This is a genomic window from Thauera sp. 28, assembly GCF_000310145.2.
Taxonomy (GTDB): Bacteria; Pseudomonadota; Gammaproteobacteria; order Burkholderiales; family Rhodocyclaceae; genus Thauera; species Thauera mechernichensis.
On the sequence record NZ_AMXA01000001.1, the window covers coordinates 226,670 to 241,731 of the forward strand.

Sequence of the window (15,062 nt, forward strand, 5' to 3'; positions counted from 1 at the left end):
GCAGGCTCTCGCACAGATGTCGCGAACCTTCCTTGCAGGCAGGGATGACGAAAGGGCGAGGTCCGCTGCCGTGGTATATTTGCGCCCTGCCGATGCGGGCCTGGAGCCCGCTGGACGCAAGATTCTAGCAACAAGCCCCACCCCTCACAATCGCGCTCACAGCGTGCTTCATCTTCGGTATTTCCGTCATCCCGATGCTCAACATCTACAACACCCTGTCGCGCAACAAGGAAGTCTTCACGCCCATCGAACCTGGCAAGGTCCGCATGTACGTTTGCGGCATGACGGTGTACGACTTCTGTCACCTCGGGCATGCACGCGTGATGGTGGTGTTCGACATGGTGGCGCGCTGGCTGCGTGCGAGCGGGCTGGACGTCACCTACGTGCGCAACATTACCGACATCGATGACAAGATCATCCGTCGCGCGCAGGAGAATGGCGAGACCATCCGCGCGCTCACCGACCGCTTCATTGCGGCGATGCACGAGGACGCCGATGCGCTGGGCGTGCTGCGCCCCGACCACGAGCCGCGCGCCACCGACTACGTTGCCCAGATGCAGTCGCTGATCTCGCGCCTCGAGCACAAAGGCCTCGCCTACGTCGCAGCCAACCGCGACGTATGCTACGCGGTGCGCAAGTTCGAGGGCTACGGCAAGCTGTCGGGCAAGTCGCTCGACGAGCTGCGCGCCGGCGAGCGCGTCGACGTGGCGCAGGACAAGAACGACCCGCTCGACTTCGTGCTGTGGAAGCACGCCAAGACCGAAGAGCCTGGCGAGGTGAAGTGGGCGTCGCCGTGGGGCGAGGGCCGGCCCGGCTGGCACATCGAGTGCTCGGCAATGAGCTCGGACCTGCTTGGCGACCACTTCGACATCCACGGTGGCGGCATGGATCTGCAGTTCCCGCACCACGAGAACGAGATCGCCCAGTCCGAGGGCGCGCACGGCCACGCCTTCGTCAATTACTGGATGCACAACGGCTTCGTGCGCGTCGATGACGAGAAGATGTCGAAGTCGCTCGGTAACTTCTTCACCATCCGCGAGGTGCTGCAGAAATACGACCCCGAGGTGGTGCGCTTCTTCATCCTGCGTGCGCACTACCGTAGCGCGCTCAACTACTCCGACACCCACCTCGAGGACGCCCGCAACGCGCTCACGCGCCTCTATACCGCGCTGAAGAACGTGCCGGTGCAGGGCGATGCCGAGGTGGATTGGGAAGAGGCTCACGCCCGGCGTTTCCGCGCGGCGATGGACGACGACTTCAACACCGCGGAGGCGGTCGCGGCGCTGTTCGAGATGGCGAACGAGGTCAACCGCAGTGTGTCGCCCGCTCTGGCGCGGCAACTCAAGGCCCTGGCAGGCGTGCTGGGCCTGCTTCAGCGCGATCCGCTGGCCTTCCTGCAGGCCGGCGCTGCGGATGCGGCAGGCCTTGACGCCGGGGAGATCGAAGCCCGCATTGCCGCGCGCGCCGCAGCCAAGAAGGCAAAGGATTACGCCGAGGCTGATCGGATCCGGACCGAGCTGACTGCGGCCGGCATCGTCCTCGAGGACGGGCCTGGCGGCACGACCTGGCGCCGCGCCTGACGCCTGAGGTAGTGCGCACCGGCGCACGAGGCCCAGGCCACGGACTGCAAGAGATATAAAAACGCCCGCTCCTGCATTGCAGGGCGGGCGTTCTTCCGATGGGTAGCCCGGGCTCAGTTGCCGAAGAAGTCGCGCACCTTGTCCATCCAGCCTTTGGCTTTGGGGTTGTGGCGGTCGGCGTTACCGCTGGAGATCTCTTCGAACTCGCGCAGCAACTCCTTCTGGCGATCGGTGAGACTGACCGGCGTCTCGACCACGACGTGGCACATCAGGTCGCCATGCGCATGGCTGCGTACGTTCTTGATGCCCTTGCCGCGCAGGCGGAAGACCTTGCCGCTCTGGGTCTCGGCCGGGATCTTCAGGCGCGCCATGCCTTCGAGGGTCGGAATCTCGATCTCGCCGCCGAGGGCTGCCGTGGTGATGCTGATCGGCATCTCGCAGTGCAGGTCGTCGTGGTCGCGCTCGAACACCGCGTGCTTGCGGATGTGGATCTCGACGTAGAGGTCGCCCGGCGGGCCACCGTTGACACCGGGTTCGCCATGGCCGGCGTGGCGCAGGCGCATGCCTTCGTCGATACCGGCGGGAATCTTCACCTCCAGCGTCTTCTGCTTCTTCACCCTGCCGGCACCGCCGCAGTCGCGGCAGGGGTCGGGGATGATCCTGCCGCTGCCATGGCACTTCGGGCAGGTCTGCTGGATCGAGAAGAAACCCTGCTGCACGCGCACCTGGCCGTGGCCGTTACAGGTCGGGCAGGTCTTGGGCTGGGTGCCGGGCTTGGCGCCGCTGCCGTGGCAGGTGCCGCATTCCTCGACGGTGGGAATGCGGATGGTCTTCTCCGCGCCACGCGCAGCCTCCTCGAGCGTGATCTCGAGGTTGTAGCGCAGGTCGGCGCCGCGATAGACGTTGGAGCGGCCGCCGCGGCCTCCGCCGCCGAACAGGTCGCCGAAGATGTCGCCGAAGGCATCGGCGAAGCCGCCCTCGAAGCCCTGACCGCCGCCACCCATCGACGGGTCGACACCAGCGTGGCCGTAGCGGTCGTAGGCCGCCTTCTTCTGCGGGTCGGAGAGCATCTCGTAGGCCTCCTTGGCCTCCTTGAACTTCTCTTCCGCTTCCTTGTTGTCCGGATTGCGGTCCGGGTGGAACTTCATGGCCAGCTTGCGGTAGGCCTTCTTGATCTCATCGTCGCCGGCGTCGCGGTTGACGCCGAGGACTTCGTAGTAATCCCTTTTGGACATGGTGCGTCGCTCAGTCTGGTCTCAAGCAAAGGCCGAGCCGACGCCAGAGCAGGGCTCCGGCGGGGCTCGGCCGCGAAGGGGTCGCCAGAGTGACGATTACTTCTTGTCCTTCACTTCGGTGAATTCGGCATCCACCACGTCGGCATCCTCGGCCTTGCCGCCAGCCTGCTGGCCACCGGCTGCGCCCTGGGCACCGCCTTCGGCCTGGGCCTGGGCGTACATCTGCTCGCCGAGCTTCTGCGCGGCCATGGCCAGGGCCTGGCTCTTGGCTTCGATGGTGTCCTTGTCGCCGCTCTTGATCGCCTCTTCGGCGTCCTTGATTGCGGCTTCGATCTTGGCCTTCTCGTCGTCGGAGAGCTTGTCGCCGTACTCGCCCAGCGCCTTCTTGGTCGAGTGGATCAGCGCGTCGCACTGGTTGCGGGCGTCGACCAGTTCGTGGGCCTTCTTGTCTTCCTCGGCATGTGCCTCGGCGTCGCGCACCATGCGCTCGACTTCCTCGTCCGACAGACCGGAGTTGGCCTGGATCTTGATCTTGTTCTCCTTGCCGGTGGCCTTGTCCTTGGCCGACACGTGCAGGATGCCGTTGGCGTCGATGTCGAAGGTGACCTCGATCTGCGGCATGCCGCGCGGCGCCGGCGGGATGTCGGAGAGGTTGAACTGGCCCAGGCTCTTGTTGCCCGAGGCCATCTCGCGCTCGCCCTGCAGCACGTGGATGGTCACCGCGCTCTGGTTGTCGTCGGCGGTGGAGAACACCTGGCTGGCCTTGGTCGGGATCGTGGTGTTCTTCTGGATCAGCTTGGTCATCACGCCGCCCAGGGTCTCGATGCCCAGCGACAGGGGGGTGACGTCGAGCAGCAGCACGTCCTTGACCTCGCCCTGCAGCACGCCGCCCTGGATGGAGGCGCCGACGGCGACGGCCTCATCCGGGTTCACGTCACGGCGTGGTTCCTTGCCGAAGAATTCCTTCACCTTGTCGATGACCTTGGGCATGCGGGTCTGGCCGCCGACCAGGATCACGTCGTCGATGTCCGACACCTTGAGGCCGGCGTCCTTGAGGGCGATGCGGCAGGGCGCGATCGAGCGCTCGATCAGGTCTTCGACCAGCGACTCGAACTTGGCGCGGGTGATCTTGATCGCCAGGTGCTTCGGGCCTGAGGCGTCGGCGGTGATGTAGGGCAGGTTGATCTCGGTCTGCTGGCCCGAGGACAGCTCGATCTTGGCCTTCTCGGCCGCTTCCTTCAGGCGCTGCAGTGCGAGCACGTCGTTCTTGAGATCGACGCCCTGTTCCTTTTTGAACTCGGTGACGATGTAGTCGATGATGCGCTGGTCGAAGTCCTCGCCACCCAGGAAGGTGTCGCCGTTGGTCGCCAGCACTTCGAACTGGTGCTCGCCGTCGAGGTCGGCGATCTCGATGATCGAGATGTCGAAGGTGCCGCCGCCGAGGTCATACACGGCGATCTTGGAGTCGCCCGGCTTCTTGTCCATGCCGAAGGCGAGCGCGGCCGCGGTCGGCTCGTTGATGATGCGCTTGACCTCGAGGCCGGCGATGCGGCCGGCGTCCTTGGTGGCCTGGCGCTGGCTGTCGTTGAAGTAGGCCGGCACGGTGATGACTGCTTCGGTCACTTCCTCGCCGAGGTAGTCCTCGGCGGTCTTCTTCATCTTGCGAAGGATCTCGGCGGAAACCTGCGGCGGTGCGATCTTCTTGCCGCGCACTTCAACCCAGGCGTCGCCGTTGTCGGCCTTGGCGATGGTGAAGGGCATCATGGCGATGTCCTTCTGGACTTCCTTCTCTTCGAAGCGACGGCCGATCAGGCGCTTGATTGCGAACAGGGTGTTCTTGGCGTTGGTGACGGCCTGGCGCTTGGCCGGCGCGCCGCACAGGATTTCACCGTCCTCGGCGTAGGCCACCACCGACGGGGTGGTGCGCGCGCCTTCGGAGTTTTCGATGACCTTCGGCTTGCCGCCTTCCATCACGGAGACGCAGCTGTTGGTGGTGCCGAGGTCGATGCCGATGATCTTGCCCATGAGTGTTCCTTCTCAGTCAGTTCAGTCTTTATTTGGAGGCGCGGCTCGTAGCGCGCCGGTCTGGATCGAATATGGGGGGGCGCGCAACGGTTTCAAGCCGCCGCGCGCAGATTCCTTACTGGCCCTTGGCCTTTGCCACCATGACCAGTGCCGGGCGGAGGACGCGCTCGTTGAGCAGATAGCCCTTCTGCAGCACCGTGACCACGGTGTTGGGTTCGGCGTCCGACTCGACCGCGCTGATCGCCTGATGCTTGTTCGGGTCGAACTTCTGGCCAACGGGGTTCTCTTCGGCCAGGCTCGCGCCTTCGAAAGCGGCGACAAGTTGCTTGAGCGTCAACTCGACGCCTTCGCGCAGCTTCTCAACGGTCTGGTTGTCCACCGCGAGGGCTGCCTCTAGGCTGTCCTTGACCGGCAGCATCGCGCTGGCGAACTTCTCGGCGGCAAACTTGGCGGCCTTGCCGATGTCTTCCTGCGCGCGGCGACGCACATTCTCGGTCTCGGCCTTGGCGCGCAGCCAGGCGTCGTGATGCTCGGCGGCCTTCAGTTCGGCCTGTCGCAGGCTCTCCTCGAGGCTGGGCATGCTGTCGATCGCGTTGGACGCATCGCTGGCGGCGTGTTCGGCGGTGGTAGCCTGGACTTCCAGTTCATCGGCGGGCGTCGTCGAAGGGTTCTGTTCCTGCATGGATAAGGCTCCCGTAAATTCCTGACGCTGGTAAATTGGGGTCGGTCTGGTCATTTCAAGGGCTGGAGCCGCATTTTTTCGGCCGAGGAACTGAAGCATGCGAACGAGCGATCTGGTTGCGCTGCCGATGCGCAATCTTGCCGAGGCGCAAGCGCTGGTGAGTCTGGTGCAGCTGGCGCTGCAGGCGCGCGGCCTTGCCCTGCGCGCGCCACCGCCAGTGCCCGACAGCTGCTGCGGGCGCGGTTGCAACGGCTGCGTGTGGGAGGGGTATTACGCAGCGCTACGTTTCTGGCGCGAGGATGCCATCGCCGCGCTGGAGTGATCGTGTCTTGAGCATGCGCCGATGCCCAAGGCGGGGCGGGCGGAGGGCGCGCGTGTTAATATTTCGCGTTTTGGTAAACGCGGTACGCCCGCTCCCAGCATGACTCAGTTCGCCAAGGAAACTCTGCCGATCAGCCTTGAAGAGGAGATGCGGCACTCCTACCTCGATTACGCAATGAGCGTGATCGTGGGTCGGGCACTCCCGGATGCGCGCGACGGCCTCAAGCCGGTGCATCGGCGCGTGTTGTACGCGATGCATGAGCTGTCCAACGACTGGAACCGCGCCTACAAGAAGTCAGCGCGTATCGTCGGTGACGTCATTGGTAAGTACCACCCGCACGGCGATACTGCGGTGTACGACACCATCGTGCGCATGGCGCAGGATTTCTCGCTGCGCTACATGCTGGTCGATGGCCAGGGTAACTTCGGCTCGGTTGATGGCGACAACGCGGCGGCGATGCGTTACACCGAAATCCGCATGGCGCGCATCGGCCACGAGCTGCTGGCCGACATCGACAAGGAAACGGTGGACTTCGGCCCGAACTACGACGGTTCGGAGAAGGAGCCGCTGGTCATGCCGGCGCGCATTCCGAACCTGCTGATCAATGGTTCGAGCGGCATCGCGGTCGGCATGGCGACCAACATCCCGCCGCATAACCTCGGTGAGGTGGTCGACGCCTGCCTGAAGCTGCTCGAGGATCCGGACACCGATATCGAGGCGCTGATCGACATCGTCCAGGCGCCGGACTTCCCGACCGCGGGCCTCATCTACGGCCTTGCTGGCGTGCGCGAGGGCTACCGCACCGGCCGCGGTCGCGTGATCATGCGTGCGCGCACCCACTTCGAGCCCATCGGCAAGACCGACCGCCAGGCCATCATCGTTGACGAGCTGCCCTACCAGGTGAACAAGCGCACCTTGCAGGAGCGCATGGCCGAGCTGGTCAACGAGAAGAAGATCGAGGGCATCAGCGAGATCCGCGACGAGTCCGACAAGTCGGGCATGCGCCTGGTGATCGAGTTGAAGCGCGGCGAGATGCCCGAGGTGGTGCTCAACAAGCTGTTCAAGCACACCCAGCTGCAGGACAGCTTCGGCATGAACATGGTGGCGCTGGTCGACGGCAAGCCACGCCTGCTCAACCTCAAGCAGATGCTGGTGTGCTTCCTCGAGCATCGTCGCGAGGTCGTCACCCGCCGCACCATCTTCGAACTGCGCAAGGCGCGTGACCGCGGTCACATCCTCGAAGGTCTGGCGGTGGCGCTGTCCAACGTCGACGAGATTATTGCGCTGATCAAGGCCGCGCCCACGCCTTCCGACGCCAAGCGCGAACTGATGGCGCGCGAGTGGCGCTCGGCGCTGGTCGAAGAGATGCTGTCGCGCGCGCTCGCCGACAGCTACCGGCCGGAAGGGCTGGATCCGCAGTACGGCCTGCAGGCGCAGGGCTACCGTCTGTCCGAAACCCAGGCCCAGGCGATTCTCGAACTGCGCCTGCAGCGTCTGACCGGCCTCGAGCAGGACAAGATCGTCGGCGAATACCGCGAGGTGATGGACGTCATCACCGACCTGCTCGACATCCTGGCGCGCCCCGAGCGCATCACTGCGATCATCGTCGACGAGCTCGGTGCGATCCGCAATCAGTTTGGGGACCCGCGCCGCTCGGAGCTGGTGATGAACACCGCCGAGATCAACATCGAGGACTTGATCACGCCGGAAGACATGGTCGTGACCCTGTCGCACACCGGCTACTTCAAGCGCCAGCCGCTGGCCGACTACCGTGCCCAGCGTCGCGGCGGCCGCGGCAAGCAGGCCACCTCGATGAAGGACGAGGACTTCATCGACCATCTCTTCGTCGCCAACACCCACGACACCGTGCTGTGCTTCTCCAGCCGCGGGCGCTGCTACTGGCTCAAGGTGTACGAGGTGCCCGAAGGTACGCGCAACTCGCGCGGCAAGCCCATCGTCAATCTCTTCCCGCTGATCGAAGGCGAGAAGATCACTGCGGTGCTGCCGATCAAGGAGTTCGACGAGGAGCACTTCGTGTTCATGGCGACCTCGGAAGGCACGGTCAAGAAGACGGCGCTCACCGCGTTCTCCAACCCGCGCAAGGCCGGCATCATCGCCGTCAATCTGGACGACGGCGACCACCTGATCGGCGTGGCGATCACCGACGGCCAGTGCGACGTGATGTTGTTCTCCGACGCCGGAAAGGCGGTGCGCTTTGCCGAGACCGACGTGCGCCCGATGGGGCGCGATGCGCGCGGCGTGCGCGGCATGATGCTCGAGGACGGCCAGTCGGTGATCGCCATGCTGGTGGCCAAGGACGAGTCGCAGTCGGTGCTGACTGCGACCGAAAACGGCTACGGCAAGCGCACGCCGGTGGCCGAATACACCCGCCATGGCCGCGGCACCAAGGGCATGATCGCGATCCAGACCAGCGACCGCAACGGCAAGCTGGTGGCTGCGGTGCTGGTCGAGCCCAGCGACGAAATCATGCTGATCTCGACCGGCGGCGTGCTTATCCGCACTGGTGTGGAGAGCATCCGCGAGATGGGTCGTTCGACCCAGGGCGTGACGCTGATCAGCCTCGATGAAGGCACCTGGCTTGCCAGCGTCGAGAAGGTGGCCGAGTCCGAGTCGGACGAGAGCATGCGCGTCAATGGCGAAGGTGAGGCCGAGGAGGAGGCAGCCGCCTCGGTGCAGAGGCCTGCGGGCGAGGCGGGCGATGCTGCTGACGGATCTGCCGATGGCGAGGAGGGTGGCGCCTGATGAGTCGCGTATGGAACTTCAGCGCGGGTCCAGCGGCGCTGCCCGAAGAGGTGCTGCGCCAGGCCGCCGACGAGATGCTCGACTGGCAAGGCAGCGGTATGGGCGTGATGGAAATGAGCCATCGCGGCAAGGAGTTCACCGCCATTGCTGCCCAGGCTGAGGCGGACCTGCGCGAGCTGCTGGCGGTGCCGGCGAACTACCGCATCCTCTTCATGCAGGGCGGCGCGATCGCCGAGAACGCGATCATCCCGATGAACCTGATGGGCGACAAGCGCGTGGCCGACTATGTGGTCACCGGCGCGTGGTCGCATAAGTCGCAGAAGGAGGCGCGCAAGTACGCCGAGGTGAACATCGCGGCCACCTCCGAGGCGAGCGGCTTCGCGACCGTGCCGCCGATGACGGACTGGAGGCTGTCTGCCGATCCGGCGTATGTGTTCACCTGCACCAACGAGACCATCGGCGGCGTCGAGTACCCCTTCGAGCCCGATCTGGCGCAGATCGGCCGCGGCGAGGTGCCGGTGGTGGCCGACATGTCCTCGCACATCCTGTCGCGCGCGATCGACGTGGCCAAGTACGGCTTGATCTTCGGCGGCGCACAGAAGAACATCGGCCCGGCGGGCCTGACCATCGTGATCGTGCGCGAGGACCTGCTCGGGCGCGCGATGCCGCACTGCCCGAGCGCCTTCGACTACAAGACCGTGGCCGACAACGGCTCGATGTACAACACGCCGCCCACCTACGCGATCTACATCGCCGGCCTGGTCTTCCAGTGGCTCAAGCGCGAGGGCGGTTTGGCGGCGGTCGAGGCGCACAACATCGCCAAGGCGAAGCTGCTGTACGACTTCCTCGATGCCAGCGACTTCTACGAGAATCGCATCGACCCGGCTTGCCGTTCGCGCATGAACGTGCCCTTCTTCCTGAAGGATGAGTCCTTGAACGAGGCCTTCCTGGCAGAGTCGAGAGCGGCCGGCCTGGTGCAGCTGAAGGGGCACAAGTCGGTCGGCGGCATGCGGGCGTCGATCTACAACGCGATGCCGATCGCAGGCGTGCAGGCGCTGGTCGATTTCATGCGCGACTTCGCTGCTCGCCGCGGCTGAGCGCGCCGGGCAGCACACGAACGAGAACCACACGCGGAACTTGAAGGGGGCCATGGGCCGAGCATGAGCGACGAACTGCTGAAACTGCGCAACGAGATCGACCGCCTCGATGAGGAAATCCTCGCCCGCCTGTCCGAGCGCGCGCGCTGCGCGCAACGGGTCGGGGAGATCAAACGCGGCGTCATGTACTACCGCCCCGAGCGCGAGGCCCAGGTGCTGCGCCGCTTGGCCGAGCTCAACCCCGGGCCCTTGTCACCCGATGCGGTGAAGACCATCTTCCGCGAGGTCATGTCGGCCTGCCTGGGCTTGGAGCAGCCGCTGCGCGTGGCCTATCTCGGCCCGGCCGGGACCTTCTCCGAAAGTGCCAGCCGCAAGCATTTCGGCTCCGCGCCCAATTTCATGGCGATGGCGGCGATCGACGACGTCTTTCGAGCGGTCGAGGCAGGCAATGCCGACTACGGCGTGGTGCCGGTGGAGAACTCTACCGAGGGGGCGGTGGGCGGCACGCTTGACTTGCTCCTCGCCAATCCGCTCAAGGTGTGCGGCGAGGTGCGCTTGCGCATCCACCAGCAGTTGATGTCGCGCGCCGACGGCATCGGCGCGGCCCGCCGTGTCTACTCGCATGCCCAGTCGCTGGCGCAGTGCCACGAGTGGCTGAACCGCAACCTGCCGCATCTGCCGCGCATCCCGGTGGCGAGCAATGCCGAGGCCGCGCGCATGGCCTCGGAGGATCCGGAGTCCTGCGCCATTGCCGGTGAGGCGGCCGCGCAACTCTACGGCCTCAACATTCTCGCCCCCAACATCGAGGATGATCCCAACAACACGACGCGCTTCCTGGTCATCGCCGACCACGACGCGGGCCCCTCCGGCCAGGATCGCACCTCGTTGGTGTTCTCGGCACCGAACCGTCCGGGCGCCATCCATGGCCTGCTCGAACCCATGGCCCGCCATGGGGTCGACATGACCAAGCTGCAGTCGCGGCCGGCGCGCTCGGGGCTATGGGAGTATGTGTTCTACGCGGACATCAATGGACACCGCGACGATCCCGAGGTGGCGGCTGCGCTTGCCGAACTCAACGATCGCGCAGCGTTCGTCAAGGTCATCGGCTCGTATCCGGTGGCGGCAATCTGACACAGCGCGAGCGCGCGCGGCTGGCGCCGGTGCGCGACGCTTGATGCTGCAGCCCGACCGGCATGCAGAACAAACAGGAGAAGACGATGAGCATCGCCTCGCTGGCACCCGACTACATCCGCTCGATCATGGCCTACCAGCCGGGCAAGCCCATCTCGGAGCTCGCTCGCGAGATGGGGCTGGCCGAATCGAGCATCGTCAAGCTCGCATCGAACGAGAATCCGCTCGGCATGAGCCCTGCGGCGCGCGACGCCGCACGCGATGCGATAGGCGATGTGGCGCGCTACCCGGACGGTGGCGCTTTCGCGCTCAAGAGCGCGTTGTGCAACAAGTTTGGCGTGGCCCCTGAGCAGATCGTGGTCGGCAACGGCTCCAACGACATCCTGGAACTGGTGTCGCAGGCTTTTCTGGCGCCGGGCTTGTCGGCGGTCTATTCGCAGCACGCGTTCGCGGTCTATCCGCTGGCGACGCATGCGCGCGGCGCGCGTGGAATCGAGGTGCCTGCGCGCAACTTCGGTCATGATCTGGCAGCGATGCTGGCTGCGATCCGGCCGCAGACGCGCGTGGTTTTCGTCGCCAATCCCAATAATCCCACCGGCACCTTCGTTCCGGGGGGCGAGTTGGAGGCGTTCATCAGCGCGGTGCCCAAACATGTGCTGGTGGTGCTCGACGAGGCTTATACCGAATACCTTGCGCCCGAGCAGCGCTACGATGCGATGGCCTGGGTAGGGCGCTATCCGAACCTGCTCGTTTCGCGCACCTTCTCCAAGGCTTATGGCCTGGCCGGGCTGCGCGTCGGCTACGCAGTGACGCATCCCGAGGTGGCCGATCTGATGAACCGGGTTCGCCAGCCGTTCAACGTGACCAGCGTCGGTCTGGCGGCGGCCGAGGCGGCGCTGGGCGACGAAGAGTTCATCGCCCGCAGTGCCGAGATCAACCGACGCGGCATGGTCCAACTCACCCAGGCCTTTGCCGAACTGGGGCTGGAGTGGATTCCGTCGTTTGGAAACTTCGTCACCTTCAAGGTCGGTGATGCGATCGGTATCAACCAGGCACTGCTCAAGCAGGGCGTCATCGTGCGTCCGATTGCAGCCTATGGCATGCCGCACTGGCTGCGTGTCTCGATCGGCCTGCCCGAAGAGAACGCCCGTTTCATCGCTGCGCTTCGCCGCGCCCTGTCCTGAGTGGAGGGTGCAGGATGGCCCTGATCGGCAAGCTCGTCATCTGCGGCGTCGGCCTCATCGGCGGCTCCTTTGCCCTTGCCTTGCGCCGTGCCGGGCAGGTGGGGCGGGTTGTCGGCGTGGGGCGGCGCCCCGAGCCCCTGCAGCGGGCGCTCGCGCTGGGTGTGATCGACGAGGTCGCGGCCGGCTGGGCGGATGCGCTCGACGGCGCCGACCTGGTCCTGCTTGCAGCGCCCGTTGGCCAGATGGACGCGATCATGGCGGCGATGGCGCCTCACCTGCGGCCAGGTACGGTAGTCACGGATGCGGGCAGCACCAAGCGTGACGTGATCGAGGCGGTGCACCGCCACCTCTCCGGCGCACTTGCCGATGTCGTGCCTGCGCACCCGATTGCAGGTGCGGAAAAGAGCGGCGTCGAAGCCGCGTTTGCCGAGCTCTACATCGGACGCAAGGCAGTGTTGACCCCGCTGCCCGAGAGTCGCGCAGCGGCGGTCGAGCTCGTGCGTGCCGCCTGGGAAGCCTGTGGTGCACGCGTGGTGGACATGAGCCCCGGCGAGCACGACCGGGTCTTTGCGGCGGTCAGCCATCTGCCGCACCTGTTGGCGTTCGGCCTGGTCGATGACTTCGCACGCAGACCCAACGCGCCCTTGCTGTTTTCCCATGCGGCGGGCGGCTTTCGCGACTTCACCCGCATCGCGGGCAGTCATCCCGAGATGTGGCGCGATATCTGCATCGCCAACCGGGTCGCCTTGCTCGACGAGCTTGACGCTTATCTCGGTGAGCTCGCGCACCTGCGTGGGCTGCTCGAGGCCGGTGATGGCGCCGGTCTCGAGGCGGTGTTCGAGCGTGCACGCCGGGCGCGCAATGCATGGGCAGAGGGCTTGCCGGTACAGGCCGCAGAATAGCGCGGCGGTGCCGCCGCATCGGCTGTAGTCCTGGCCGGCCCGAGAGTGTGGCGCTGTGACCGCTGTGCTTGCCGCTGGAGCCGCCCCCGTTCTTCCCGCCCCGCATCGTGGGGCGATCCCTGAGAGGTGATGATGGAATTTCTCGATTTGCCGCCAATGCTCGGTGCAGCCGGTACGGTTCGCCTGCCGGGCTCGAAGAGCATTTCCAACCGGGTCCTGCTGCTTGCTGCGCTTGCCGAGGGCGAGACCGAGATTCGCGATCTGCTGCTGTCGGACGATGTCGAGCGCATGCTCGACGCCCTGCAGACGCTTGGCGTGTGCTGGGAGCGCAATGGCGACTCGCTTGACTACCGCGTGCGGGGCGTTGGCGGACCGTTTCCGGTCAAGCATGCCGAGCTCTTCCTTGGTAATGCCGGTACCGCCTTCCGGCCGTTGACCGCAGCCCTGGCCTTGTCGGGGGGCGAGTACCGCCTCTCGGGTGTGCCGCGCATGCATGAGCGCCCGATCGGCGACCTCGTCGACGCGCTGCGTGCACTCGGTGCCGACATCAGGTGCACGGCCAACGAGGGCTATCCGCCGCTGCACCTGCGACCGGCAAGCATCCGCCCGGGCGGTGTGGTCAGGGTGCGGGGCGACGTGTCTAGCCAGTTCCTTACCGCCCTGCTGATGGCGCTGCCGCTGACAGGGGTGGAAACTACGGTCGAGGTCGTCGGCGAACTCATCTCCAAACCCTACATCCGCATCACGCTCGAATTGATGGCGCGCTTCGGCGTGCAGGTCGAGCAGCATGGCTGGGAGCGCTTCGTCGTGCCCGGCGGCGCCCGCTATCGAAGCCCGGGAACGGTGTTCGTCGAAGGCGACGCGTCGTCGGCCTCTTACTTTCTGGCGGCGGGGGCGATCGGCGGTGGCCCGCTGCGGGTCGAAGGGGTGGGGCGGGCGAGCATCCAGGGCGATGTACGCTTTGCCGAAGCGCTCGAGCAACTCGGCGCCCGCATCACCATGGGAGACAACTGGATCGAGGCCGCGGCGCCGGTCGAGGGAGGCCTCAAGGCCTTCGATCTGGACCTCAACCACATCCCGGACGCGGCGATGACGCTGGCGGTGGCAGCGTTGTTTGCCGACGGTCCCTGCCGGCTGCGCAATATCGCCAGCTGGCGCGTCAAGGAGACCGACCGCATCGCGGCGATGGCGATCGAACTGCGCAAGGTCGGGGCGCAGATCGAGGAGGGCGAGGACTACCTCGTGGTGACGCCGCCGGCGCGCCTGCAGCCGGCAGCGATCGATACCTACGACGATCATCGCATGGCCATGTGCTTCTCGCTCGTCACGCTGGGCGGATGCCGGCTCCGCATCAACGATCCGCGCTGCGTCAACAAGACCTTCCCGGGCTATTTCGACGTGTTCGGGCAGGTGGCGCGAGCCGTGCCGGTCGTCGCCATCGATGGGCCGTCGGCTTCGGGCAAGGGGACGGTGGCGGCGCGCGTGGCGGAGGCGCTGGGCTGGCATTGTCTGGACAGCGGCTCGCTGTACCGACTGGTTGCGCTTGCGGCCATGCGTGCAGGCATTGCGCTGGATGACGAGGTGGGCGTCGCAGCGATTGCCGCGGACCTCCCGGCACGTTTCGAGAACGGCCTTATCCTGCTCGCAGGCGAGGATGTCAGCGATGCGATCCGCACCGAGGCCTGCTCGGTCGGGGCGTCGAAGGTGGCGGTGTTGGGGCAGGTGCGCGAGGCCCTGCTCGACCGCCAGCGCGACTATCGCATCGGCCCCGGCCTGGTGGCCGAGGGGCGCGATATCGGCTCAGTGGTGTTCCCCGACGCCGGGGTGAAGGTGTTCCTGACCGCCAGCGCTGAGTCGCGTGCCGAGCGCCGCTATAAGCAGTTGATGGAAAAGGGAATGCCTGCTAATATCCAAAGTCTTCTGAAGGACCTTCAGGAACGGGATGCGCGCGATGCCGCCCGGCCTGTCGCGCCCCTCGTGAAACTGCCGGATGCGGTGCTGCTCGATACCACCGAGAGGTCCGTCGACGAGGCCGTGGCCTTCGTGCTCGACCTCGTTCGGGCGGGTGGCTAGGCGTCCGGCCTGAAACCGTCGCGCAGAAGCGTGGGCTTCGGCGCGTTTTTTCTTGAACCAACCATGTT

At 65.8% G+C, this 15,062-nt stretch carries 11 protein-coding genes; 8 read left to right on the forward strand and 3 right to left on the reverse strand.

Features of this window, described 5'->3' with window-relative positions:
- The first annotated feature begins 194 nt into the window (after positions 1 to 194).
- Positions 195 to 1,580 (forward strand): cysteine--tRNA ligase, encoded by a 1,386-nt coding sequence (gene cysS, locus C662_RS01060; protein WP_002923806.1) that lies wholly within the window; start codon positions 195 to 197, stop codon positions 1,578 to 1,580.
- A gap of 113 nt (positions 1,581 to 1,693) precedes the next feature.
- Here the strand turns inward: cysS and dnaJ are convergent, their stop codons facing one another.
- The 3 genes from dnaJ to grpE all read right to left on the reverse strand — a co-directional run bounded on the left by dnaJ (position 1,694) and on the right by grpE (position 5,522).
- Entirely contained in the window at positions 1,694 to 2,815 is a 1,122-nt protein-coding gene (dnaJ, locus tag C662_RS01065) for a molecular chaperone DnaJ (RefSeq protein WP_002923808.1), read from the reverse strand.
- Between the two features lie 96 nt (positions 2,816 to 2,911).
- A complete protein-coding gene (dnaK, locus tag C662_RS01070; RefSeq protein ID WP_002923810.1) occupies positions 2,912 to 4,840 on the reverse strand; it encodes a molecular chaperone DnaK in 1,929 nt (642 codons plus the stop codon).
- 115 nt (positions 4,841 to 4,955) lie between these two features.
- Positions 4,956 to 5,522, reverse strand: coding sequence for a nucleotide exchange factor GrpE (grpE, locus tag C662_RS01075; RefSeq protein WP_002923811.1), 567 nt, complete (start codon positions 5,520 to 5,522; stop codon positions 4,956 to 4,958).
- Positions 5,523 to 5,619: 97 nt separating this feature from the next.
- Between grpE and C662_RS01080 the strand changes: the two genes are divergently transcribed.
- From C662_RS01080 to C662_RS01110, 7 genes are all read left to right on the forward strand, one after another.
- Entirely contained in the window at positions 5,620 to 5,844 is a 225-nt protein-coding gene (locus C662_RS01080) for an oxidoreductase-like domain-containing protein (RefSeq protein WP_002923814.1), read from the forward strand.
- Positions 5,845 to 5,943: 99 nt separating this feature from the next.
- Positions 5,944 to 8,607 (forward strand): DNA gyrase subunit A, encoded by a 2,664-nt coding sequence (gene gyrA, locus C662_RS01085; RefSeq protein ID WP_002923815.1) that lies wholly within the window; start codon positions 5,944 to 5,946, stop codon positions 8,605 to 8,607.
- Entirely contained in the window at positions 8,607 to 9,704 is a 1,098-nt protein-coding gene (serC, locus tag C662_RS01090; protein WP_002923816.1) for a 3-phosphoserine/phosphohydroxythreonine transaminase, read from the forward strand. Before gyrA ends, serC begins: the two co-directional genes overlap by 1 nt.
- A 63-nt stretch (positions 9,705 to 9,767) precedes the next feature.
- Positions 9,768 to 10,835, forward strand: coding sequence for a prephenate dehydratase (gene pheA, locus C662_RS01095; protein WP_002923817.1), 1,068 nt, complete (start codon positions 9,768 to 9,770; stop codon positions 10,833 to 10,835).
- An 86-nt stretch (positions 10,836 to 10,921) separates the two neighbouring features.
- Positions 10,922 to 12,019, forward strand: a complete 1,098-nt coding sequence (hisC, locus tag C662_RS01100; RefSeq protein ID WP_002923818.1) for a histidinol-phosphate transaminase — start codon at positions 10,922 to 10,924, stop codon at positions 12,017 to 12,019.
- Positions 12,020 to 12,033: 14 nt separating this feature from the next.
- Positions 12,034 to 12,921, forward strand: coding sequence for a prephenate dehydrogenase (locus C662_RS01105; protein WP_002923819.1), 888 nt, complete (start codon positions 12,034 to 12,036; stop codon positions 12,919 to 12,921).
- Between the two features lie 132 nt (positions 12,922 to 13,053).
- Positions 13,054 to 14,994 carry a bifunctional 3-phosphoshikimate 1-carboxyvinyltransferase/cytidylate kinase gene (locus tag C662_RS01110; protein ID WP_002923820.1) on the forward strand — a complete coding sequence of 647 codons (1,941 nt, stop codon included), beginning with the start codon at positions 13,054 to 13,056 and terminating at the stop codon, positions 14,992 to 14,994.
- Positions 14,995 to 15,062: the final 68 nt, after the last annotated feature.

Excerpts from the sequence above, each read along its gene's own strand:
- dnaK (WP_002923810.1), bottom strand. The coding sequence starts at position 4,840 with ATGGGCAAGATCATCGGCATCGACCTCGGCACCACCAACAGCTGCGTC.
- C662_RS01080 (WP_002923814.1), top strand. The coding sequence starts at position 5,620 with ATGCGAACGAGCGATCTGGTTGCGCTGCCGATGCGCAATCTTGCCGAG.
- serC (WP_002923816.1), top strand. The coding sequence starts at position 8,607 with ATGAGTCGCGTATGGAACTTCAGCGCGGGTCCAGCGGCGCTGCCCGAA.
- dnaJ (WP_002923808.1), bottom strand. The coding sequence starts at position 2,815 with ATGTCCAAAAGGGATTACTACGAAGTCCTCGGCGTCAACCGCGACGCC.
- pheA (WP_002923817.1), top strand. The coding sequence starts at position 9,768 with ATGAGCGACGAACTGCTGAAACTGCGCAACGAGATCGACCGCCTCGAT.
- gyrA (WP_002923815.1), top strand. The coding sequence starts at position 5,944 with ATGACTCAGTTCGCCAAGGAAACTCTGCCGATCAGCCTTGAAGAGGAG.
- cysS (WP_002923806.1), top strand. The coding sequence starts at position 195 with ATGCTCAACATCTACAACACCCTGTCGCGCAACAAGGAAGTCTTCACG.
- grpE (WP_002923811.1), bottom strand. The coding sequence starts at position 5,522 with ATGCAGGAACAGAACCCTTCGACGACGCCCGCCGATGAACTGGAAGTC.
- hisC (WP_002923818.1), top strand. The coding sequence starts at position 10,922 with ATGAGCATCGCCTCGCTGGCACCCGACTACATCCGCTCGATCATGGCC.
- C662_RS01110 (WP_002923820.1), top strand. The coding sequence starts at position 13,054 with ATGGAATTTCTCGATTTGCCGCCAATGCTCGGTGCAGCCGGTACGGTT.
- C662_RS01105 (WP_002923819.1), top strand. The coding sequence starts at position 12,034 with ATGGCCCTGATCGGCAAGCTCGTCATCTGCGGCGTCGGCCTCATCGGC.